At 36.4% G+C, this 24,898-nt stretch carries 21 protein-coding genes; 13 read left to right on the top strand and 8 right to left on the bottom strand.

Going from position 1 to position 24,898, the window contains the following annotated elements:
• From AC1DDX_RS13560 to AC1DDX_RS13535, 6 genes are all read left to right on the top strand, one after another.
• Positions 1-192: hypothetical protein (locus tag AC1DDX_RS13560; RefSeq protein WP_477622152.1), on the top strand; the 192-nt coding region annotated here is incomplete at its 5' end.
• Between the two features lie 246 nt (positions 193-438).
• Positions 439-1,074 (top strand): hypothetical protein, encoded by a 636-nt coding sequence (locus AC1DDX_RS13555; RefSeq protein ID WP_337717932.1) that lies wholly within the window; start codon positions 439-441, stop codon positions 1,072-1,074.
• Positions 1,075-1,223: 149 nt separating this feature from the next.
• Complete coding sequence (locus tag AC1DDX_RS13550; RefSeq protein WP_477622151.1) at positions 1,224-1,856, top strand: hypothetical protein; 633 nt, start codon at positions 1,224-1,226, stop codon at positions 1,854-1,856.
• Positions 1,857-1,926: 70 nt separating this feature from the next.
• Positions 1,927-2,637: a TlpA family protein disulfide reductase gene (locus AC1DDX_RS13545; protein WP_337717928.1), complete on the top strand. Its 711-nt coding sequence runs from the start codon at positions 1,927-1,929 to the stop codon at positions 2,635-2,637.
• Positions 2,638-2,993: 356 nt separating this feature from the next.
• Complete coding sequence (locus AC1DDX_RS13540; protein ID WP_430709636.1) at positions 2,994-3,422, top strand: GtrA family protein; 429 nt, start codon at positions 2,994-2,996, stop codon at positions 3,420-3,422.
• Positions 3,423-3,438: 16 nt separating this feature from the next.
• A complete protein-coding gene (locus AC1DDX_RS13535; protein WP_337717926.1) occupies positions 3,439-4,989 on the top strand; it encodes a hypothetical protein in 1,551 nt (516 codons plus the stop codon).
• Between the two features lie 5 nt (positions 4,990-4,994).
• Here AC1DDX_RS13535 and AC1DDX_RS13530 read toward each other — a convergent pair whose 3' ends face one another.
• The 6 genes from AC1DDX_RS13530 to AC1DDX_RS13505 all read right to left on the bottom strand — a co-directional run bounded on the left by AC1DDX_RS13530 (position 4,995) and on the right by AC1DDX_RS13505 (position 13,570).
• Positions 4,995-6,530: a glycosyltransferase family protein gene (locus AC1DDX_RS13530; protein WP_337717924.1), complete on the bottom strand. Its 1,536-nt coding sequence runs from the start codon at positions 6,528-6,530 to the stop codon at positions 4,995-4,997.
• A 696-nt stretch (positions 6,531-7,226) separates the two neighbouring features.
• On the bottom strand, positions 7,227-7,991 hold the full coding sequence (locus AC1DDX_RS13525; protein ID WP_337717922.1) for a phage integrase SAM-like domain-containing protein: 765 nt from the start codon (positions 7,989-7,991) through the stop codon (positions 7,227-7,229).
• Between the two features lie 261 nt (positions 7,992-8,252).
• The gene (locus AC1DDX_RS13520) at positions 8,253-11,075 is read right to left on the bottom strand and encodes a hypothetical protein (RefSeq protein ID WP_337717920.1); all 2,823 of its coding nucleotides are present in this window, start codon (positions 11,073-11,075) and stop codon (positions 8,253-8,255) included.
• A 187-nt stretch (positions 11,076-11,262) separates the two neighbouring features.
• Positions 11,263-11,580, bottom strand: coding sequence for an inositol oxygenase family protein (locus AC1DDX_RS13515; protein ID WP_477622150.1), 318 nt, complete (start codon positions 11,578-11,580; stop codon positions 11,263-11,265).
• Positions 11,472-11,900: an inositol oxygenase family protein gene (locus AC1DDX_RS13510; RefSeq protein WP_477622149.1), complete on the bottom strand. Its 429-nt coding sequence runs from the start codon at positions 11,898-11,900 to the stop codon at positions 11,472-11,474. The genes AC1DDX_RS13515 and AC1DDX_RS13510 overlap by 109 nt, the downstream gene beginning before the upstream one ends.
• A 41-nt stretch (positions 11,901-11,941) precedes the next feature.
• Positions 11,942-13,570: a sodium/sugar symporter gene (locus tag AC1DDX_RS13505; protein WP_477622148.1), complete on the bottom strand. Its 1,629-nt coding sequence runs from the start codon at positions 13,568-13,570 to the stop codon at positions 11,942-11,944.
• A gap of 208 nt (positions 13,571-13,778) precedes the next feature.
• Here AC1DDX_RS13505 and AC1DDX_RS13500 point away from each other — a divergent pair, with 208 nt between their 5' ends.
• The 7 genes from AC1DDX_RS13500 (at position 13,779) to AC1DDX_RS13470 (ending at position 23,354) form a co-directional block, all read left to right on the top strand.
• Positions 13,779-14,789, top strand: a complete 1,011-nt coding sequence (locus tag AC1DDX_RS13500; RefSeq protein ID WP_288884262.1) for a LacI family DNA-binding transcriptional regulator — start codon at positions 13,779-13,781, stop codon at positions 14,787-14,789.
• 105 nt (positions 14,790-14,894) lie between these two features.
• Entirely contained in the window at positions 14,895-15,449 is a 555-nt protein-coding gene (locus tag AC1DDX_RS13495) for an RNA polymerase sigma factor (protein WP_172659324.1), read from the top strand.
• 129 nt (positions 15,450-15,578) lie between these two features.
• Positions 15,579-16,649 carry a FecR family protein gene (locus AC1DDX_RS13490; RefSeq protein WP_172659325.1) on the top strand — a complete coding sequence of 357 codons (1,071 nt, stop codon included), beginning with the start codon at positions 15,579-15,581 and terminating at the stop codon, positions 16,647-16,649.
• A gap of 292 nt (positions 16,650-16,941) precedes the next feature.
• Positions 16,942-20,109, top strand: a complete 3,168-nt coding sequence (locus tag AC1DDX_RS13485; protein ID WP_288884264.1) for a SusC/RagA family TonB-linked outer membrane protein — start codon at positions 16,942-16,944, stop codon at positions 20,107-20,109.
• 20 nt (positions 20,110-20,129) lie between these two features.
• Positions 20,130-21,728: a SusD/RagB family nutrient-binding outer membrane lipoprotein gene (locus AC1DDX_RS13480; protein ID WP_172659327.1), complete on the top strand. Its 1,599-nt coding sequence runs from the start codon at positions 20,130-20,132 to the stop codon at positions 21,726-21,728.
• Positions 21,729-21,893: 165 nt separating this feature from the next.
• Entirely contained in the window at positions 21,894-22,784 is an 891-nt protein-coding gene (locus AC1DDX_RS13475) for a pirin family protein (protein ID WP_172659328.1), read from the top strand.
• A gap of 9 nt (positions 22,785-22,793) precedes the next feature.
• Positions 22,794-23,354 carry an NADPH-dependent FMN reductase gene (locus AC1DDX_RS13470; RefSeq protein ID WP_477622147.1) on the top strand — a complete coding sequence of 187 codons (561 nt, stop codon included), beginning with the start codon at positions 22,794-22,796 and terminating at the stop codon, positions 23,352-23,354.
• Here AC1DDX_RS13470 and AC1DDX_RS13465 read toward each other — a convergent pair.
• The gene (locus AC1DDX_RS13465) at positions 23,262-24,095 is read right to left on the bottom strand and encodes an alpha/beta fold hydrolase (protein ID WP_477622146.1); all 834 of its coding nucleotides are present in this window, start codon (positions 24,093-24,095) and stop codon (positions 23,262-23,264) included. The two genes, AC1DDX_RS13470 and AC1DDX_RS13465, sit on opposite strands and share 93 nt — an antisense overlap.
• Before the next feature lies 1 nt (position 24,096).
• The coding region (locus AC1DDX_RS13460) for a sterol desaturase family protein (RefSeq protein ID WP_477622145.1) at positions 24,097-24,898 on the bottom strand (802 nt) is incomplete at its 5' end.

Genomic DNA, 24,898 nt, shown 5'->3' with positions numbered 1-24,898 from the left:
ATTCTTGAGAACTTAATTTCTAAAAATAGATTTTTCCTAATTCCTGCTACATTATATTTTTTTTCTCTTTTCGTCCTTGGGATTAAACAAATTAAAGTATGGCAAGACAGTAGCTCGCTAAAATACGAACTAAGACAGATGATTATGGAAAGAGAAAATGAAAACACTAATGGATCGCAAAATGAAAAGTAAAAGAAATAAACTCCTTCTTGGTGCTTTTCTATCAATCATTGTTTTAAACCAATTTGTCTTTACACTTAATTACCAGATAAATAATATCACACTAAGTAGTTTTTACAAAGCTCAAATGGAGGGAGTCCAATCAAAAAAGGTAGATACAGGAGCGAATAAAGTCTTAAAGTTACCAATTAACACTCATTAGGTAACTAAAGGAGATTAATAAATAATTCGATAACAAGTGTGCACAAAAAAGAAAACATGAAAAAGACCAAAACCAAATTTATTTATTTATCAATATTTTTACTGTTGATCATTAGCGTAATAACAATATATTCCTGTAGCAAATCTGAAATAACCACATCAGATGGGAAAAAAATTAGCTTAATTGCACCTAATGGACTTTCTATTGGCTCAGAAAAACAGTTAAAAATCAATGCAGCTGAGCTATCTAAAATTTCGCTTCGAGAATCTGAAGTTGAGATTACTTCAATTAAATATGAGAAAGTGAAGGTAGGATTTGTTGCAATTGTTGAATTTAAAACAATCAAGGGAGAAACCGGTAGTTATGGGATTTCCAAAGGAACCCCTTATATCCTGACTGACCGAGGTATAAAATTTATTAATGTTAATAATACTATGATGACTACGAGTGGCGAATCTGGAGGCAGTTCGGGAGGGAGCTCAGGAGGCGGTTCGGGAGGGAGCTCAGGAGGCAGTTCGGGGGGCAGCTCTGGGGGTGGAACTTCAGGTGGTGGTGGAGCGATCAAATATAGTTGCGTAGGAACATGTTCACCAAACCCGTGCAAATTAACAACAGGACCTCCAGCGAGTAATGGAGATGTGGCGTATAGCTGTGGGCCATGTCAAGCATGCCTTTTTAAGGTCGAAAAATAACCAAAATACAAATCGCACACTTGTTATTGGTTTATATGAGAATGAAATTATCCACTGGTTTGTCATTTAACAATTTAGATTAATGTCAAAAACTATAGTGAAATTTTAAAATATTAAGAAGCAAGCCCTAAATATTAATCAAATGAATTATGAAAAATCAAAAACTTAGATCAATAATTTTCTCGCTAGGATCGTTGATCGTTATAACGATTATTACTTTGTATTCCTGTAAGAAGGAGAGTAAATTTGAGAACGCTGATGGCGATATTATAAATCTTAAAGCACCTAGTGGCGAAATAATAGGATCAGAAAGATCTTTAATATTTACAAGCTTACAAATGTTGGATGACCCCAAACTTAAAAGCTCAGATATAGAAATAACTAACATTGAATATTTTAATGAGCGGACGGGATATGCAGCCGTTGTATATTATAAAACTTCGTCAGGAATAGTAAAAAATTTCGTTGCCTTTAAAGGAAATCTTTCACGGGTTAATAACTCAAAATCAATCAAAGTAATTCAAAATGTGTACCTACAGTCTGGTGAATCGGGTGGTAGCTCTGGTGGTAGCTCAGGGGGCAGTTCGGGGGGCTCTGGTAATCCGCCTAACCCAGGTAATTCAGGGGGCAGCTCTGGAGGTAGCTCAGGGGGTGGAACGACTGTATATTATACTTGCAGAGGAACATGCACGAACTGCATTGTTAAGGGAACTTATAATCAAACTACAAATTCATATACATGGACTTGCTCATGCCAACCTTGTACTGTCCATGTATTGTAAAATAATATAATCAAATAGATTTGCTTGCTTCTTACTATTATTATTAAATTTAAGTATAAAAAAAGAACCGATGATCAAATTAAAAATCTACTTTCTCCTATTTCTTTCTACACTATCAATAGCTGGTGTTAGTCAGGAAAAAAAAATAGATAATGATAAAGCGACTATATCTTTTTCAAGAAACGAAGTCATTCATGGAAGTAGCCCAGTTAGTGATGAAACAAAAAATGCAAGATTTTATTTAGCAAATGATCATGAAATTTCACTTAATCAGTTTAATGACTCTGTAAACACATCAAAATACATGTACTCTTTACGGTTTGTAAATGAGGATAAACTTTTTAAGTTAGAACGAAAAAAAAATACAATTTTTAATTACTTAAATAAAGTTTCTCCAGTAAAGACTTTGGTGGACTTCAAAAAAAAGAAAATCAATTTTAATGATCATAATGCAAAAGTGACTTATATTAATTTTTGGGGATTGTCTTGCAAACCCTGTATTGATGAGTTGGGAGCCATTGAATTATTAGCTAAAAAATATCCTAATGTAAATTTTTTAGCTATTGGATATGACGATGATGAGGCTATAAAAAAGTTTTTAGCTAAAAGAAAGAACAAATTAAGATATATTATGGATGGCCAAAAATATACCAAAACCTTTGAGGTTGATTTTTATCCGATGCATGTCATTATTGATAAAAATAATCGCATATCGACTATATTACCAGGTTTGCTTAGTCCAACAATGTTAAAGACCTTAGAAGATGCCTTTGCAAAATAGTCTACTGTTTATCAATTTTATTTTTTAAGATAAGATTGTCAAATAAAAAATTTATCGGGAAGATAAATGATTTAAGATATTATCTACTAAGTTACTCAATGCGCGATTTAAATTATTATCTACTTGCTGATACTATTAAACCGGGTGCTTACTTACATGTTTGCTCAACCACATATTCAAAATTTGTTAAATATTCCCACTTGAAACGCACCCAGCGTTTATCTCTAAGTAGTCAAATGAAACTTCAATTGCATGGATAAATTATGTCGTATTACTTAGTGACCTATATTGATAAAAAACAGTTGCATTTTTAAAGGTAAAAAATTAACTTAACGATTACTATAATCATTGCTCTCATGTTTAATAAATTTACTGATTTTAATTTTTTTCTGTTCAAGATTTTTCGATTTGCAATTGTAGGGTTTATAGGCCTAATCATTGATTTTGGAACTACATGGATTTTTATAAATTATTTTAAATCAAATATTTACATTGCAAATATTGCTGGATTTATCTTTGCTGCAACAAACAATTATCTACTTAACAACTGCTGGACATTCAACAATAGAAAAATAGATCTCAAAAAATATATTTCTTTCTTCTGGATATCTATTGTTGGTCTTATAATCAATTCAGCAATAGTCTATGTTTTGCTTAATATTATGCATTTTGATTTTTATTATAGTAAATCTTTAGCCGTTATTGTAGTTTTTGGATGGAACTTTATGGCTAATTACTTTCTCACATTTCGAGTTAGCGTTAATAATATTTCTAACATTTCATAATTTCCAATCCACCAAAATGCAAGTGTTTTCTAAAAAAAATAATTTTAATTGCCATCCCTATCTCATTCTTGTACTTTGCTTATATTTTTTAATTATTTGGTCAGTTAACTTAGGAATAGCACCCGGTTTACACGGTGATGAAGCTTGGTCAGGGTTAAAGGCCAACGAAATTAGTAAAGTGGGTATTCATAATCTGAACGGAATGAACTACTATACAGGTATGCTCCAGGCGTTGGTAGCAGACCTTAGTTTTAAAATCTTTGGACTGGGAATCATCCAATTGAGGATTCCCAGCGTTGTCTTCAATTGTATTGGTCTTCTAGTTTTAGGATTTACATTTATTAAAAAAAAACAGAGAAATTGGTTCATTTTCTTTCTTATCATTTTGAGTCAATCCTCTCTCTATGTGCTTTCGCCGAGAATAGCCTGGGAAGTTAATACCTTCACATTGTTCTTATTTAGCATACTCTTCTTATCATTATGGGAGCTGTTGCAAAAAAAGGAGGCGGAAAACAAATTTTGGACTATCATTTTTTTCTTGGTAAATGTGATTGGCACTTACAATCATTTAATTTTTTCATCAATATCAGTTTCCTGTTTTGCTGCTCTACTATTTTGGACATTATACCATAGGTCTTCGTCCCATAAGGCTCTCCTGATAATACTGGCGATTAACTTCGTTAACATGCTATGTCTTTTTCTAGCTATGAGATATGCTTTCGATCATTTTAATACTGTCACAAACTTCACTCTCCCCTTCATAATAATTTTGGTAATGTATCTTGAGGTTCTACTATTTAGAAAAGTCGTACTATGGGACATCAAAATAAATCTATTAAAGATACCGCAGTTGGTAATTAAGGGTGTATTGACTTTGTCTCTGCTAATGTTCAGCATTTTTCATGGAAGGGCATTCATCGAAGTGCTTTCTGCGTACAAGTTATTTCTTCAAGTATATTCATACGAAATTTCTCCCGTTTTTCAAATTACGATGCTCAGTTGCTCAGCTGTATTTATATTTTATTTAGGAGTTTTTATGTATAAAGATTTTAATAACAATTCCCATAGCATAATTGTATTTTTGATTATGAGCTATTGTGGAGTACTAAATTTATATACACTTACTTCATCCTTTAGATACTATCTTATAATATATATTATAATTGCTTTCTATCTAAGTTATAATGTCAGCAAAGACCCATTAAAATCAATTCCGCTACTCCTTTCTTTCTTTATTGCTTTCATCGTTATTTCTTACATACAAATTGCTGTTTTAAGTACATCCACAAGGCCTATGAGGGCGACAAAATTCTATATAGGCAATGATCAAATAGAAACCTCCGAACATTTCCTACCAAAGGAAAGTCTAATTGACTTTTTAAAAAAAAACAAAACTGGCATTTTAGAAGATTTCACTGACAATCATTTTTTCATAGAAAAACCAGTTGAGTTCTATTATTTAATTGACCCTTGGGAGCAAAAAACAGAAAATAAGGCGATTGTTAAATACGACTTTACAAACCCAGGCACAGGATTTATACTCCAAATTAAAAAAAATGGAGACTAAATTTTTTAATCAGTAAACTCGTATACCCTTAACCCGAAATTATTTAGATCGGGATTGTATATTTTGAAAATTTCTTTTGTTAAAAGGGGGATATTTTGATAAACCTCAACTAAATTAAATCTTTCTGAAAAATTAAATCTACCTTCATTAATACTTTGGTCGTCAATAATTAGTAAATTAATCATGCCTTTTTTTTTATACGCTAGTAAATTACTGCCCTGCTTTGCATTCACGCGAATTTTGCTGATTCCAAAGCTATTGTAGTAAGAATTCCTTAATGGATCCCAGTCTATGTAAGGACTAACATTACCGAAGAGGATTAAGTTTATTTTATCTTTTGGATAATGTCTATCTATGTATTCTGTTACTGAAGTTTTTATTCTACCAGCGCTTGTTGTAGAAATCGCTATTAACCCAGTAAAATTTACGATACCAAGAAAAATTAAAGCAAGTGAAATCAGCTTTCTGAACAAAGTACTAGTTATAAACTTAGTAGACATTTTTTCCATTATCGTCTGATAACTAAGAACAAGAAAATAAGGCACTAAATAAGCAATCGGAAATAGAAACCTTAATTCCTTATGAGGAATAATACTGTGAACAATTAAAAATGGGATTATAGACCAAAGCAACAAATTGGTCTGGTGATATCGTAAAATCACCCAAAATGAAAGGAAAATTAAAATTCCAATAGGACCAGGAGACTTTATAATATAAAGAACTATTTCATACCAAGGTGAAACTCCAAATCTAGAGGAAACCCCTTCGACAAGATTAACATAAAAATAATTATAAATTGAGAGCACAAATTCACCATAAAACCATTTATCAATCAAAATTCCATATGCAAGAATTATAACAATGGATAAGCAAAATGTGAGCAGGGTTTTAAGGTTGAGTTTTTTTATATAAACAAGCCAAGCAAATATTCCAAGACATAAAAGGCCAGACTGATACCGAAATAATATCGAAAATCCCAACAGAGTCCCAACTAAAAAATACTTGCTTGTTTGATCTTTCAGCTTTGAATTTTGTATTAATGTTAGTGCTATGATATAGCATAAACCAGACAAGGTTTCCGATGAAAACCTTACGCTTATAAATGGTATGAACCACAATAGATATGAAATGAAGACAAAGTATGAATGAAGATTGTCCGTAAGATTAACCTTGTATTGATTTATAAAGACCCTGATAGTGGCCAGTGAGAAAATTGCGGTCAAAATTCTCAACAATAAGGTTAGGTCATAGCCATTTGTTATATTAAAATATCCAAAAAGTTTAAACAACGCAAAACAAATAGCAGGTTGCAATGTGGGTCTTATTTGTGCAGGAAATTCCCAAGCCAACTTATAATCAGGGATTAGCCCTAGTTTATAATTAGCGAACTCGATAATTTGAAAGTGTTCATCTTCCTGATGATACCCTGAACTCTTGAATGCAACCAAAAGATAGAATACACAAATTAAATAGAAAAACAAACCGGAATTCTTAATTGCGATGTTAGTTTTCAATTGAGGCATTAATTTAGATAAGGTCATGTTAAAAAATATTATGTAATCTATTTAAAAAACCGCGCTTTTACAAGCTACTTGTAATGTTGTAATCGGAAAATAAAACTGAAGAGAAAATGGCAATTAGGAATTGCCGAAAATCCTGTATTATATCTTACCGACTAGTGAGCTTGAAGTGTTCATTGCCGAATACATGCTGTTAAAAAGATGGTGGTAGGTCCACCGTAAAGGGGGGACAGGCAAACCTTACAAACCAATTTGTGGTGCTCGACTCCGAAAGGGTCTAGGATTGAGCGGCAAATAAAAGGTGATTGAAGCCATCAGTTGTGTTTCAAAGTGGGTATTTCACTTAAAGTGGCCGATTCATTTCGGGTCAAAATGGCCAGATGAACGATTGCCGGACCTTGGTAAAAAATTATCTCGACTGAAAGTCAAATATAACCCATCAACTTTTTCTATACGCAATACTGTATCGACTCGACATTTTCATCCGGCTTTATATAAGCTACTCTCAGCCACAAAAAGAATTGAATGGAGTTCTCCCTAATCAACCGAACAGATAAGCCTCCTGAGGCCGCAATTTGGTGGTCGCGATCAAACCTCACGGACGAGAAGATAGGGAAACATCTGCCTAACGACACCGAAACGGCCATTTTATCCCGAAAGATGGTGATCAAGTTCGAGCGAAAGCAATTGTCAGTTTAAATGCGGAAAGTGTGGCCATTATCGCCGAAACATGCAATTACATTGGTAGCTAAAAAACCAAAAGTCTCTAGCTTTCTCCTGATGACAGTCATTCTGCAAATCAGCTGTATATAGGGATTTCAATACATCTGATTCCAGGTTTTTTTTAGTGTTTTTCCCGGTAGGGATTTTATATTGCTTAAAAGGATAAAGTTCAGGGGCAATATCTCTGGTCTCAATTGCCGCATTAAATATCTTGCGTAGAGGTCGTAGATAAATTCCTACAGTAGTTCTGGAATTGCCGCTTTCTATCATCCAGTTTTCGTATTTGTTCAAGAATGAGGGATTAATTTTGTCAAACCCGATTTGAGTTACAGGATTTTTGCGCCCTTGATTAACAAAGGACTTAATTGAATTGATACTGCATTGATAGTTGGATTTAGTTCCTTCCTTTTCTAAATTTCCTAATTCGGTGATATAATCATTATAGTGATCAATGATGTTGTTTACACTAGTTTTATTCCTGTAAAGCTCCCGTTTGAATCGATCGAATGAAAAGGAGGGGAGATTTTTGATGATTTCTGCTGCTCTTGATTCAATAGCTTTTAGTTCCACTTGTATTTCTTTGTAGCGCCCACGAGGTCTAGGTTCATTATAAGCACGCTCAAATTCTTCTTTACTTAGAGATGAGCCCGTCTCAAAGAGTTTGGCAATACCAAAATAAACACGCAGTTTGACAGGATAATTTCCATCATCCAATACCCTTCTTGTGTCATGATAGAGAGAAATTGTTGCTTCTTTCATTAGAGTAATAGGTTTTAATTGGAGTTCATTTGCACAAAATTTGCACACAAATTGTCAAATTAAGTACAAATATCACATAATAAAGATAAGTAAAATATTTATAACTATTTGAATTACAGCGTATATAAAAACAAATATAAATAAAGATATACTAGTGTAGCCTGACTGTTAATCAGAGGGTCGCTGGTTCGAGCCCAGCAGAGGGAGCAAAATTTAAAAGCCCATTTCTTAATTGAAATGGGCTTTTTTTGTAGAATGTATCTAAGGAGCTATTGCGGGTGGTGGGCAATTCTGACATCTTTTAACAGTGATCCGTTTTCTCTTAACACCAAGGTGTCCTTGTAAATCGGCTCCCTCAACAATCACGGTATAAGTTCCTGGATTATCTGCTGCATAAAACCCAATTGTTGCTTTGCCATCCTTGTCCGTAATGATATTTGGCGTCCAATATATTGTTGAACGTATATCCGACATATCAGTGATATTACCTGCAGTATATTTTGGACTATAAAACTCCTTTGAAGTGATAAATGGCATTGGTTTATATAGATAAGTGCCAACGCTTTTCTTTAGGAAAGGGCCTTTTCCACCCCGGGTAGTTACTTCAATAAAGGAATGGTCCCATGGCACATCTAGTGGTTTGAGGTAAGTACTGGTATAATTCATTTGATATTTGCCACTCACCATTACTTCTATCCCTTTAATTTCTTCAGCATCGTAATAATCAAAGATATCTTTGAGGTATTGGTATCGTGGTGTTTCCGGCGAAATAAAAAACTCAGTATTTACACCATCGATAACCAGGTGAAGCAATGTGGTGTACACACTATAATAAGTTTCGCCGGTTTTGCTAACTCTAATTCCGAACCCCTTAACGTTCTTACGTAAGAGGTCGCCAAGTGTAGTTCTGCCGGCTTTTTTTAGTTGTCCTTCATCAATGATAATATCTGCACCGCCAGGGCCATTTAAGTTTTTGGAACCTTTAACAACCTTTTTTGCATTAATAACTACCTCTTTAAGCAAATTACCTCCGGTAACACGCAATTGTTCTTTTTTTAAAGCCACCCGATTGTTAACAGCTAAATAGGTGCCGGTGTCAATATTTACAAACCATGGCACAATCGAATTGGTAATTGGGGAGAAAACAGGAGCTTTAAATTCATCCATTTCAATGCCAACATTAAAGCTTTTTCCTCTCTTGTTTTTAGCGCTTATAAAGTACGCAGGGGTATCAATCGGAGCAATCCCTTTAAAAATAAAATTTCCATTATCGTCAGTAATACTCTCTAGCACAAGTAATGGGTTTTTTGAGAATAATGTAATTGCAGATTTCGCCACTGGTTTATTGAAGGCATTGGTAACTTTGCCTTTTATTAAAAATTCCTCTTCAGCAGGATAGACCAATGGCTTAACCGGCTTAAATAACTGACTCCAATCGTAACCGGCCCAACCTTGCGCCATCAGCAAATGATTAAGATGCTGCCATTTTTCAGGATGAATTGCAGCATCGTCGTAATAACCGGGACCTTCTACATTACCTTTTAAGTCCGAAGTTAATAGCATGTGGCTTACAAGTGAGCGCTCTGCAATACTGTCTGTTTTAACCTGTCCGTTATCTGTTACTGCAAGAGAAAAACTGCCTTGTATGGGCTCACCATGATTGTCAGTTACTTTAATATTTAAAGAAATGCTATCCCTTTGCCGATACTCAGATTTATCTGATTCCAATTGAATATTTAACTGATCATCACGACCGTTGTAAAACATACGTTCATTCAGCCCCACTTTGTTTTCGTTCATTAAAATTAGGCGAACTATACCACTTGGAAAGACCTGTTTATTTAAAGTAAATTGAAACGGGCCTTTATTGAATTTAACCAATGCACCCCAACAAACTACATTTCTGGCCATACCAACCAGGTAATAAGTTTTATCGGCAGCAACAATATCTGGGGTGGGTGTAAGTGTTATATCACATGAATCACTTTTAAATCGATTGTTTACATTTAAGGTTATGCCGCTACTTTCAACAGATGGGAGTTGATAGGTTTGGTATTTCCCGTCAGGTAATTGTATTCTGGCAGTGTAAATTTCCGCATTTTCAGGTACAAGACTAAATACGCCCATTCCTGAATGTGTAGCTGTAAAGGAAGTAATTTCCTGCTGTTTGTTGTTGTAAATTTTGCCTGACACAGCTGCTCCGTATCCATCTTCGTTTAAGGCCTTAAAGGCGATGTTAGTTTGCTGACCTGCAACCAGCTTTCCGCCCTCGGGCATAAACTGTAGGTCTACTTTTTCTGGCCTGTTTAGTATAACTGGAATCGAAATCTTACGACTGCCCTGACTTTTACGTAAATCGTGGACAACAAGCGAGATATTTTTTGAGTCAGCCTTATCAGGCAAATCGAAACTTAACTTTAAAGCGCCGTCTAAACTTGTTTCAGCTTTGTCTTTAAACAATGTTCTTTTACCATCGGAAATACTCAACTGCATTTCTCTTAACCCCACAGGAGCTTTATCGAACTGGGTGATCTTTAAGCCCATTTCAATTTTGTCTTTGCTGCTGTCCTTTATTAAATGTGCATTATAATTGATCAGCCACTCCGATCCGGCATTGGTACCCACATAAAAGTGTTTCTTAAAAAGATAACTCTCATCAAAGTTTCTCATCCAATTGGTGTATCCTGTTAAGGTATACCCACCTTGCGTCATATCTGCGTCTAATCCTATATAGCCGCTTGCCATTCCACCGTTTACGGGAACCATAACTCGTTGAATAAGCCGATTGCTATCATTTGAAAGTTCCAGGTAAAGGACCGCGCTTTTATTTGAGTAGGTTAGAAAGGAAGCATTCAGTAAATAAGCTTTGAACCACAGGGTATCGCCAGCCAGATATGTAGGTTTGTCGGTTTGCAAGTAAAGTTTTTCTATCGAAAGACTGTCGTTTTGTGTATTAAGTTTAGCAATGATCTGACTTAGATTTTGTTTGGCAAGCGTCTGAGAGCAACCTGGTGAAATGTTGAAAAGGTGGAGCAGAACACAAATAAAAATACCTGTTATAATATGAACAGCCTTAGTTTTCATAGTTCGAGTATCTGGTTAAGATGAGTTAATTTCTTATAAAGATACTGATACACAATCTTTTTTAAAAGAGACGATTGCAATCCGGATTAAAAGAAGGAACCGGTTAAAAAGAAAAAAGAAGGTGTCCAAAAGAGTACTATAGAAGTACTCTTTTGGACACCTTCTTTTAAATAACTTACCAGCTGGTTTAAAGTTTAACCGTTGCTGGTAAGTATTTGGCGATCAGATCTTCGTAATAAGGTTTAAGTTCTGATACAACGGGAGGCTTAGGGCTTTTCGAATATAAATCGTAAGGGTTAAACTTGTCAACCCATTTAAACATTTCCTGATCGTGAGCGTTTAACAGGTGATCGTAAGCGTGTTCACGGTGCTGTGAGTAAAAGGAGTGATAGCGAATCATGTATAAAGCAGGCTCCGGCAGGTAATCTTTAGTGATGTGGTATAGATACTCGTCGTGTCCCCATGACATATGGATGTTGTCGAGTCCACATTGGTGCGTATACACCCCATATTTCGTGTTGTAGCGTCGGGATCTGAATCATCAATTAATGTATTCAGGTATTCCATTGCGGCCCACCATGGCATCTCTTTTTTATCAAACTGTAAAAAGTTAGCTTTTTTTGCAAGTACATTTCCATAAGTTTGGTACTTGTGATTCAAACGATAAAATTCGCGTACTGAATCATTTTCCGGGCTATCGTAATTTCTAAATTCTTCTTTCTTTTTTTCAGGAACACCAGGTTCCGGATATCTTTTTAATACATCGTCCTCCCACACATCGAGGCTAGACAATGGAGATAGTTCCTCTTTTCTTGACTCTTTCATAATGCTTAATTTTTTATAGTTAATTATTTATTCTATTTTTTTTACCAAAACACTGTATATAAAGCAGTAAGTATGCCCATAATAAGAATAGAGCCTATGGCAAAACTAGTGCTGATCTTAAACATAGAGGTATCCACTTCAATTGCATTTTCACTGGCAATTTTTTGAGGCTTGCTCAAACTGATCACAATCATTAGAATCACAATGACTACAAAGTCAATAGCCATTCTGTCGAGGAAAGGATAATCCGGAAAAGCGCCATTTGTCCAGACAGGAAGAAACTTTAACACAGTTGAAAGTGGAATTGTAATCAGTGCTCCCGTCATAGCTGCCGCAGTTGTGGTGCGTTTCCAATAAAAGCCCAGCAAGAATATAGCCAGTACTCCCGGCGAAATAAAACCCACATATTCCTGGATAAACTGGTAAGCCTGATCAAGTGATTTTAAGGATGGTGTTACAATTGCCRCAACCAGCATGGAAATCACAACCGCCCATCGACCAACATTAACCATCTTTTTATCTGAGGCTGTTTTGTTGAAGTATTTTTTATAAATGTCAAGCGAAAAAATTGTAGATATACTGTTTGCTTTACCTGCCAATGAAGCAACAATGGCCGCTGTAAGGGCAGCAAATGCGACGCCTTTTAAACCTGCCGGCAATAAATTCATTAAGGTTGGATAAGCATGATCAGGTTTCAATACACCTCCATCCGACATTTCTGTAGCAAATAAGCCTTTACTGTGAAGCACATACATCACAATTCCGGGAAGGACGGCAATTACCGGTACAAGTAATTTTAAAAATGCTGCGAATAATATACCCTTACGTGCCGTATTTAAATCGGCACCTAATGCACGCTGTACAATGTACTGGTTGCAGCCCCAGTATGCCAGATTATTGATCAGCATGCCGCCAATTAGTACAGACAACCCCGGCAGTTCCTTATAGTATTTATCAGATGAATCAAATATCATGTGAAAATGATCTGGAGCCTCCTTCCTTAAGATAGACAGACCCTTAAAAATATCCTCACCAAATCCGTATTCCCTGGAAAGTAAAGAAAGTGCAAGGTAAGTGGTAATCAAACCGCCAAAGATCAGGACCAGTACCTGAATCACATCGGTATAGCCAATAACTTTCATTCCCCCTAAAGTGACCACCATAGAAAAGATGCTGAGCCCCACAATACTCCACTCAAAGCTAATGGGTGATATAGAAGAGATGGCTAATGCACCCAGGTAAATGATAGAAGTAAGATTCACAAAAACATACACCAACAACCAGAATACAGCCATAATGGTGCTTACCTGATCATTATACCGCTTTGATAAGAATTGCGGCATGGTAAAAATCTTGTTCTTCAGGTATACCGGGATGATAAAAATAGCCACAATGATCAGTGTTGCGGCTGCCATCCACTCATAAGAAGCAATGGCAAGTCCCAGTGCAAAGCCAGAACCAGACATCCCAATGAAATGCTCAGCAGAAATATTTGAAGCAATCAATGAGGCCCCAATAGCCCACCAGGTAAGCGAACCCTCTGCCAGAAAAAAATCCTTCGCACTACTGGATGTGGTTTTTTTCTTATGATAAATGTAATAGCCATAGGCCGCTATCGCGATAAAATAAATAAAGAAAACTACATAATCGGCTATGTCAAGATGATTCATATTTGGTTTGCGCTAAATCAGTTTCCCTCATATAAATGAGTTAAATTAATTATATTACATTTGGTTAAAAGCAAAACCTTAGGTGGTCTTACTTATCAAAGCTGTATATAAAAATATTAAATCTGAGATTAAGCAGGCATTTTATTTACGAATACGTTTAAGTAAAAACCCCACCGTTATTGGCAAAAACTTTCAAATTTAAATGTAAATGAAGGGAACTGTAACTGTAAAAACGCTAGCTAAAGAGTTAAATATATCTATTGCCACTGTTTCAAAAGCATTAAATGACAGTTATGAAATTAGTTTGGAAACCAAGCAAAAGGTTTGGGACCTCGCTAAAAAGTTAAAATATGAACGTAATCCATCTGCAAGTAACCTCCGTAGTCATAAAACAAAAACTATAGCCGTTATTATTCCAGAGATTGCTAATAATTTCTTCTCGCTGGCCATAAACGGGATTGAAGAAATAGCCAGGAAACGCGATTATCATGTATTGATCTATCAAACCCACGAAAACAGTGATACAGAAATTGCTTTTACTGATAGCCTGTTAAGCGGCAGAGTAGATGGAATATTGATTTCTGTGTCGAGTAATACAAATAATAATGAGCATTTTAAAGAGCTGGTTAAGAAAATACCGGTTGTTTTTTTTGATAGGGTTTTTGAAGATATAGATGCCGTAAAAATAACAACAGATGATTATGAAAGTGCTTACAATGCAACTTGTCATCTAATAGAATGTGGTTGTAAAAAGATTGCCTATCTGTTTGCACTTAATAATCTGGTGACCGGTAAAAATAGGTTTGCCGGATATCTGAAGGCTTTAGAAAAGTACAATATGCTTTATACTGATGAGATGATTGTTCATTACGACAAAGATACCAGCAAGAATTATGAAAATATAAAAGCCATGGTATCGAACCAGAAGCCAGACGCTGTTATTGCTTCAATCGAGGAGCTTGCTTTGCCCTGTTATTATGTTGCTCGCGAGTTAAATCTAAATATCCCGAAAGATCTAAAAATAATAAGTTTTTCCAATCTTAATACTGCACCTCTTTTAAATCCATCCCTTACAACAATTGAGCAGCCTGCTTTTGAAATTGGAAAAGAAGCAGCTGGTATTTTATTCAAAATATTAGAAAAAAAGTATTTTGAACCAAATGAAAACCACATCTTAAAATCCCGCTTGATTAAGCGCGAATCAACATCTTGCGGCTAGCTTGTTCGTTTTTGTTTATTGTATGGGTTAACAAGAATAAATAAGATCTGATCATGTAAATATTCCTTAGATTTTCTTAACATTGTCTTAATCTAAATTAACCAAATGGAGAATAAGCTCTTGCATCATTTATTATGGGAACGTATCAGGGGAGGTGATAATGGTGCATTTTTTGATCTCTACAAAGCGCTTTATTATGACCTGGTTAATTTTGGTATTCGTGTATGCGGAGATGCTGAAACATCAGGGGAGGCAACCGATCAGGTATTTATTACCATCTGGGAAAAACACGAGCAGCTAAACAGGGTTGATAATGTGCCTGCTTACTTGCGTACATTTTTAAAACGTAAGATTTTACGACTGTTAGAGCGTAAGCGCAAAATTAATGATGCGCTGCAAAATGCAGGTGCGGAGGGCGAGTGGATGGAGATGTCGTACGAAGAGTTTATAGTAAAAGTTCAGACCGATGAACTGGTACGATATAAACTTAAAAATGCGCTGGAGAAATTGACCTTCAGACAAAAACAATTGATTCATCTAAAATTCTTTGATGGATTGAGCTATGAACAAATAGCTGATCAAACTCAACAAACCATTAAAACTGCTTATAATACGGTTTATGATGCGCTTAAGATATTGCGTAAAGAGTTGAAAGACTAATAAATTCAGAATGGCGGGATGGTAAAAGTGTGCTATTAAGCAATGTTATTCGTGTAAAGTAAAAAAAAGTAAAATTTTCTTAGGAAAAACATAACATTTTTGGCACTTGTATTATAAAAGCCAAATGTTATGATAGATCGTAGTCTTTTCAATGTTGAAGACTTTTTAGTAGATAATACCTTCCAGCTATATTGTGCCGGAACAGATAAACTTTGTATTAGCTACTGGGAAAATTATATTAAAGCACATCCTGAGCAAGAGACTGTTATTGCCGAAGCAAAACGCTTGTATGTGATATTAAGTGGGAACAAGAAACCATTAAATAAACAGGTAGACCTCTTGAAAAATAATATTGAACCTCAAAATGAGGCTGATATTATCCCTATCCATAAAAATTATATGTGGCTGAAAATTGCAGCGGCGGTTCTGCTAATGGTAGGCGTTGCGGTTATCTTTAAAAATAACCCTAAAGAAAATACCCCAAAGGTTAGTTTGGTTACCAATTTTAGTACAAAAGGTGGCGAAAAGAAAAAAATCACGCTATCGGATGGTTCTGTGGTTTTGCTTAATGCCAAAAGTACATTAACGCTCGATAAGAATTTTAATGAAAAAAACAGGGAGGTTAATTTAGTTGGAGAGGCCTTTTTTGATGTTACCCACAATAAGAGTAAGCCCTTTAAGGTACATACCGAAGATTTTGATATCAATGTGCTTGGTACCTCTTTTAATGTTAAAATATATCCGGGAGAAGCAACATCTGAAACAGTGCTGATTAAGGGCCTGATTGTGATGGAGGGAAAAGGAACCAAGGGGAGCTCTATAACTTTAAGGCCAAGTCAGAAGGTTACTTTTTATAAAAAAGTTGACGAACTTCCTAGTAACATCAAACCACAAAAACCTTCAGTTGTACATCCGCAAATAGCTATTAATCAATATACCAAAGTTAACGACAGCACAATTGTAGAAATGGCCTGGACGCAAAACAGGCTGGAGATTTTAGATCAAACTTTTGCTGAAGTTAAAGGGGACTTGGAAAGATGGTACAACGTAGAGATTATTTTTAATGATCGTGAAGTAGAAAAATATCGTTTTACAGCAACATTTAGACATGAAAATATAGAGCAGGCATTAAAGGCATTTCAAGACGCAGAACATTTTAAATATGAAATAAAAGGGAATCAAATTACCATATCTAAATAATTAGAAAGGGACGGTGTTGACGCACCGCCCCAATAATTTTTTTGATATAAGCACTGGCAGTTTTATGCGCAAACAGATTGCTGCCAAATACTAAAGCAACCAAAAAAACAAAAATATGATTAATTATTACTTACTGCAAGTGCGTCCCGATGTCAGGACGTTCTTAAAATTCATTATTTTAATGAAATTAACCTGTATTATAATTTTTATTACATGTCTCAATGTTTCGGCATCTGTCTTTTCTCAGCAAAAGATATCACTAGATGTTACGAAAACAAAGCTGGGCAAAGTTTTGAAGATTATTGAAGAGCAAAGTGATTATCATTTTGTGTACAGTTCGTCAAATGTTCCTATAAACAAGGACATCACATTGTCGGTAAAAAATACTTTAGTTACAGATGTTTTAGCTGTAATATTTAACAACACTAACTTAAATTATTCTGTTTCTGGTGCAGGGCTGATTGTAATTAGCCGGAAAAAAGATATTAAAGTCAGCGGCACCGTCAAGGACGCTAATGGCGGACCTTTACCGGGGGCAACGGTTCGAATTAAAGGAAGTGGTGCAGGAACATCAACCGATATAAATGGTAAATTCTCAATATCGGCACTCCCAAATGCAATTCTAGTAGTTTCATATGCTGGTTTTCAGACAAAAGAAATAGCCGTTGATGGTAAAACAGACTTACAGGTTGTATTAACAGAAGACACCAAATTGTTAAACGAGGTAGTGGTAACAGCTTTGGGTATTAAAAAGGAACGTAGAGCACTGGGATATTCTGTTTCTCAGGTTCAGGGCGAATCTTTAACGCAAGCCAGAGAAAACAATGTAGCTAACGCTTTAGTCGGTAAAGTTGCAGGTCTGGACATCAGCTCAACTTCAGGTGGTGCAGGTGCAGCTACAAGTGTTACCATTCGTGGTGTTTCCAGCCTTAGCCAAAGTAATCAGCCACTATATGTAATTAATGGTGTGCCAATGGAAAATAAGCCTACAGGTTTAAACAATATCAATCCAAATGGGAACTCAGGTAGTCAGTGGGACAACGCCCCGGATCTTGGAGATGCAGTGGGTAACTTAAATCCTGATGATATTGAAAGTATCTCTGTATTGAAAGGTGCAGCCGCATCAGCACTTTATGGTTCAAGAGCTAAAGCAGGTGTTATTCTTATTACAACTAAAAGTGGTAAAGGAAATAGCGTTGACTTTAATAGTAATTACGTGGTAGAGCAAATCATGGACAGAACCGACTGGCAGTATGTATATGGGCAGGGGGCCAACGGCACAAAACCATTAGACAAGGCTGCGGCCGCACAAGTTGGTGGATCTAGCTGGGGTGCAAAATTAGACGGGACCAGCGTGGTTCAGTTTGATGGTGTTTCAAGACCGTATTCAGCACAGCGTAATAATATAAAGAACTTTTATGGTAATGGCGGTACATGGTCTAATACACTTGCCTTAAACAAAACATTTGAAGGAGGCGCAATCCGCTTTTCTGCCAATGATGTAAATAACAATTCTGTAGTTCCAAATTCAGGACTGAATAGACAATCATTTAATTTGGTAGGTACATTTGAGCCAGTTAAACGCTTAAACATTGATGCCCGCTCTAATTATATTTTGGAGCAGGCTAAAAATAGACCAATGGTGTCAGACGGTGCCGGTAATGCTAACTATAATGTGGTGTTTTTACCCACCAGCGTTAGCGTAAATGATCTAAAGCCAGGGAAAGATGCAGATGGGAATGAATTAAAGTACAATACCGGAAATGCATTTGCTACCAATCCATGGTTTGCTGCAAACGAATTTGTTAATGACACTAAACGCGAGAGATTAATTAGCTCTTTCAATGCACGCTATACTTTTGATAACGGTCTGTTTATTCAAGGTCGTGCAGGTCGCGATGCTTACTCTGATACTTATAAGAATGTGGTGCCATCAGGAACTGCGTATTATGAACCCGGCAAAATTGCAGAACAGCAAACCAAGTTTGCAGATGTTAACACCGATGTATTATTGGGGAAATCATTTGCTGTAGGTGATGAATTTACTGTTACTCCAAATGTTGGGGCAAGTTTCAGAAATACCAGAATTAATCAAACAACAAATAATGGGACTAATTTCGCAGTGTTTGGAGTTTATAACATCTTAAATGCTAAAAACAAATCAGTTGGACATATAGAGACCGAGTCAGAAACTCACTCGGTATATGGCACTTTAGAACTTTCTTATAGAGATATACTTTATTTAACCGGTAGCGGAAGATCAGACTGGTTTTCTACACTTGCTACTCCTGGAAAAGACAATAAACTCAGTGTTTTTTATCCTTCTGTAAGTGGTTCATTTGTGTTCTCAGAACTTTGGAAACCCTCATTCCTTAATTTCGGTAAGTTAAGGGCAGGCTATGCCATTGTTGGACAAGCAACCGATCCTTATCAAACCTTACTTACCTATGGTTTTAGAAGTGAAACCTTGAATGGAAATCCATTAGGTATCATAAATAACTTAAGTATTCCTAATCCGGGATTAAAAGCTTCTAAAGCAACTGAGCTGGAAATTGGTACTGAGTTAAGATTCTTTGGCGATCGTTTAAACCTGGATATGACCTGGTACAAAAAACGTTCAAAAGATGAGATATCTGTAGTTACCACATCAAGTACAACTGGTTATTCCGGAGCAGTTTTAAATTCTGGAGAAATTGAAAACAAAGGGGTAGAGGCACTAATCTCTGGGGTTATTCTTAAAAATGAAGATTTTACCTGGACTTCATCAGTGAATGGAACGTATAATGATAATACGGTGCTTTCTTTAGCAGAAGGATTGCCTTCGCAACTATTGGCAACTTCCAGATCGGGGGTTGGGTTTTTACAGAATATACCGGGGTTAGCTGCGGCTCAGGTAATGGCATATGATTATAAGTATGATGCTAACGGCGCAATTTTAAAAGATGCACTTGGAGAACCGTCAAGAGGAGATTTAAAAGCATACGGATCGGCATATAATAAATGGTTTGCAGGCTGGAATAATGAGTTTAACTATAAAGGGGTAAGTCTTTCTTTCCTTATTGATGGAAAATGGGGAGGCAAGGTATTCTCGGCAACTGATTACTACGGATATATTTTCGGATTACATAAAAATACCCTTGTAGATCGTGAAACTCTTGGGAATAATGCGGCAAAATTCTATGAAAATACCGCCAATAATGTATCTAATAAATTTGTACAGGATGCGAGTTTCATCAAATTCAGACAGTTAACGTTGGGCTATAATTTCCCGGCAAAAATGTTTAATAATAAAGTAAAAAGCTTAAATGTAAGTCTGGTTGGCAGAAATTTATTTATTCTGATGAAGAAAACAGACAACATCGATCCAGAATCGAGCTACAATGCTACATTTCCAGGAATGGAGTTAGGAGGGGTGCCGCCAGTAAGAACTTTCGGCGTAAACCTAAGTGTTAAGTTTTAATTATTTAAAGATAAAGAGAAATGAAAACGAATATATTAAACAAATATAGCCTGGTATTACTTGTTACTGTTCTAGTAGGTACAAGTTGTACAAAAGATTTTAAGGACATCAATACCAATCCAGTTGCCTATGGGCCGAGTAGTTTTGATCCAAATTACACATTAACATCAGCACAGCTTACTTATACAGGGAGTATAGATTTTGCATACGATACCTGGCGTGGAAATTTGATTTACTCTGCCACAATGATGCAGGGTTTTTCTACAGTGATTAGCTATTGGGCAGGCGACAAGTATCTTTTGAATGAAGGCTACACAGCTGCGTATTGGGGAAATGGTAGTGTAGGTGCGTATATAGAGCAAGTACGACCAATTGTTGATGTTGTTGAGTACGCCAAAGGCAAACCAAAGTTAAACAATGTGTATCAGGTAGCCCGCATCTGGAAAGCGCTGATTTTTGAGCGACTAACTGATTTGTACGGAGACGTTCCTTATTCAGAAGCCGGATTGGGAGTGTATACCGGTAATTTTACACCTAAATATGATAAGCAACAAGCTATTTATATGGATTTGCTGAAAGAGGTAGAGGAAGCTTCGACTGCTTTGAATGAGACTGGCGATGCAGTAACAGGGGATGTTATTTACAAAGGAAACATTGCACAATGGAAACGGTTTGCCAACACTTTAATGCTTCGGTTAGCAATGAGGTTAACTAAGATTGATGAAGCCACGGCAAAAACATATGTTCAAAAAGTTGTTGGTAAAACAATGAATGATAATAAGGATAACGCATTTTTGGCCCATGATGCTGCTGGATCAAGGGTAACACAAAACAGAAACAGTCAGGTGCTACTTGGTGATGGCGGACAGGAGAACTACTATGTTAAATGGTCGAAAACATTTATCGACTTTTTGAAAAATAATAATGACCCTCGTCTGGAGAAAGTTGCTGTAACACAGTTGTATTTAACAGAGAGTGGTAAAGCACAAAATCCACTTTATGTTACAGCTGCTGCGGCTCAAAAAGGAATGCCAAATGGTAAGGATTTAAGTGGACTAGCTGGTAGAGACGTTAGGCAAGACCCCTCATTTACAAGTTTCTCTGATTATTCATCTCCAAATCCGGCAATGATAAAACAAAATGGGGTAACATTTATTCTTACCTATGCCGAGAGTGAATTATTGCTTGCAGAGGCCGCACAAAGATGGGGGATAGGAGGTGTCGCGGCTGATCATTATAAGAATGGGGTTGCAGCTGCAATTACTTTTCTTGGGCAATATGATGCATCGCTGGCAATATCAGAAGGTGTTGCTGTAAGTTACGCGAATGCACATCCTTACAATTCCGCAAATGGTTTAGAAATGATTAACAACCAATACTGGGCTCATACCAATACCATGCTCGATTTTTATGAAACCTGGTCTAATTGGCGTAGAAGTGGGTTTCCTGCATTAACACCAGTTGTATACCCTGGAAACGCAACTAATGGTACTATTCCTCGTCGTTTCCCTTATCCTGTAGAAGAAGGTGCGAAAAATGGTGCTAATTACAAAGAAGCATCTGCCGCAGTGCCGGGTGGAGATAAATTATCTGGTAGAGTATGGTGGGATAAACAATAGTCCATCAAAAACTATTATTAATGATCAGAAGGCCCTTCAGTTATACTGCTGGGCCTTCTGATTTTATTGAAAAATCTTGTAATACTAAGCTAATTCATGTAAATTCACATTGCCTTATGTCAAATCTATCTGTTTAATCTGAACAGTTAAAATCATTAAAATAGCATGTCAAATATTAACTTGATTATCGAAGAAAGACCAAGTAACATTGGTAATTTTATGGTTGGCAGACTTTTGCCCTTTCGTGAAAAAAGAATGGTTGGGCCATTTGCCTTTGTAGATCACATGGGCCCCACAAGTTTAAGTGACCACGAGAATTTTGATGTTCCCCCACATCCGCATATTGGGCTTTCTACTTTAACCTATCTTTTTGAAGGAGCCATAATGCATAAAGATAGTTTGGGTAATGAAACTGAAATTCAACCTGGGCAGGTAAACTGGATGACTGCAGGAAGCGGAATTGTTCATTCAGAAAGAACACCAGTCTATTTAAGAACTTCCAATAAAATGCTCCACGGGCTTCAAATATGGGTTGCTTTACCAAAAGCCCTGGAGGAAATGGAACCAGAGTTTTTTCATTTTAATGAAGATGAGATTCCGCACTGGACAGAAAATGGAATTGATTTTAAACTGATTGCCGGTGATGTATTTGGACACTTCTCACCAGTACCGGTGTACAGCCCGCTTTATTTTCTGGAGTTAAAAAGCGCCAAAAGTCAACCTGTTAAAATAGGTAAAGATCTATTCGGTGAAAGTGCCTTATATATTCTTGAGGGTGGCATTGAAAGTGAAGGACATATCTTTGGGCCTAAACAACTCCTGGTGGCTAAAGACAGTAAGCTGTGCGAATTTGTAATGCAGGAAAATTCAACAATATATATATTTGGCGGAGAGCCTTTTTCTGAGGAACGTTTTATTTACTGGAATTTTGTAGCGTCTACCCGCGAAAGAATCGAGGAAGCAAAGGAAAAGTGGCTTTCACAATCTTTTATTCCAGTTCCAGGCGAAACTGATTTTGTTCCGTTGCCAGAGCAAAGTAGAAATATTAAAAACTAATTATATCAAATGAAGATTTTAGCGTTCGCCGGAAGCAGTAGTCGCCAATCAATTAATCGGAAATTGGTTATCCACACCATTTCTTTCTTTAAAGAGCATGATGTTAAGCTGTTAGATTTAAATGATTTCGAGATGCCATTATTCTCTGTAGACAGAGAGGCCAGTGACGGATACCCGGAAAAGGCTTATAAGCTAATAGATCATATATCAGAAACGGATCTTATTATTCTTTCCCTGGCCGAACACAATGGAAGTTACAGTGCTGCTTTTAAGAATGTGATGGATTGGTGTTCCCGTACAAACAGTAAGTTTTTCCAGAACAAGCCAATGTTGCTAATGAGTACTTCGCCTGGTGGATTTGGAGGCGGGAATGTAATGAATGCGGCGATAATCAGACTCCCAAAATTAGGTGCAGAAGTATTGACAACCTTTTCGCTTCCTTCTTTTCATCAAAATTTTGACCAGGAAACAGGCATCTCAAACCAAGAACTTCACCCTTGGGTCAATAATTATTTTGGCATGAGTGGTATCATCATATCTGGAAGCATTTATTGTTGGGTACTGCTCTAGAAATGTTTCAATAAAACCTGCAGGAGATATATTGTCATTAACTTCATAGATGAGCAGATGCTTTAACTCCTCAGAAAAAGTGTACATATCATTTAATAAAAAGCGATTGGTACTCATTTGGTAAAGCTCTTCGAATTCATTAAAAAAACGTTGCTGTATATTTTCAGGGATGCTTACAGCTGTCATAGACGATTTGAAGTTCTCTGTTAAATTAACGAGAGGAGCAATGCTGATAAGAAGTTTAGGGAATTGCAGTGTTTCCTGTATCACCAATGTATTTGCCATGCCACCTAGTGAGTGACCGATCATTGCATCGGGAGCTCCATAATTTTTTTGGAATTCTTTAATCGCCTCTGCAAAAAGGATCAGGTTGCTGAGTTCGCCTTCTGAACTTCCATTCCCTGGTGCGTCAAAGGCCCATATCTCGAGATCTTTGTTAAGTAATAACACATCAATCAATTCGCTAAAATCTATGGCTTTAGAGCCCCATCCGTGTGTAAGCAAAACCTTAATTGATCCATTGCCCCATCTAAAACAATTAAAATTCAGATCTGATTTGCTGAAATATTGATCATACACTTTTAAAGTAGAGGTTTTAGCAGCATTTAAAAGATTTTGCTGATGTAAACGACTTGGCATTTTTGGGGAGTAACAAATAAACTTCCAGAGCGTTGCCTGTAAAAGTTCAGGGTTGTGGCCCTGAACTTTTATATCTTCGATTATTTGTTTTAGATTTTTCACTTTATAATTCCCGTTGCATTACCCTTGCCGTTTGTGTACTGCCATCGTGGCTCCATCCCGGAGGGTAAAAAATATACTTTAATTTATCTTTAAAGGTAGGCGCTTTTTTAACATCGGCATATAGCGCAATAAATTCATGGAAAATGATATTTACCGGTCCAGAGTCTTCTGGCTGCTTTGTTAATCCATACTTTATTTCTTCCTCCGGTACCTCTGCCTGGAATGTTCCGAATATACGATCCCATAGAATTAATACCATACCCATATTCTTGTCAAGATAACGTACATTACTTGCATGATGAACACGATGATGTGAAGGAGTGACAAAAAGATATTCAATTATTGGATGTAGTTTTCCAACCGATTTAGTATGTACAATATTGCCATAGATTTGAGTAACCAGGTAGGCAAAAAGGATATCAACTGCGTTGAACCCCATCATCGCCAAAGGCAAATAGAAGAATACCCTGTATAGTGGTTCAAATACTGTAGACCTGAAGCCTGTGGTAAGGTTAAAATGTTCGGAAGAATGGTGGGTAACATGCATTGCCCAAAAGAAACGTACATAATGACCAGTGTAATGTAATAACCAGTATAAAAAGTCTTGAGCCAGGATGAGTACGATCCAATAAACTAATGTATTTGAAATTTGGAATAGGCGATAATGAACATAGAAATACTGAAGTAACATGAAGGTTCCGGCTTTTGTAAGGATATTGATCACAAAGGCGCTGGCCATCAGGTAGATATTGGTAAGTGTATCACGTTTCTGATAATGTTTTTTATCATGGACGTAACTAAAG

Source organism: Pedobacter sp. 10L46_2 (assembly GCF_056395165.1).
Note: the sequence above shows the minus strand (reverse complement) of the source record. Positions and strands in the feature narration are given on the sequence as shown.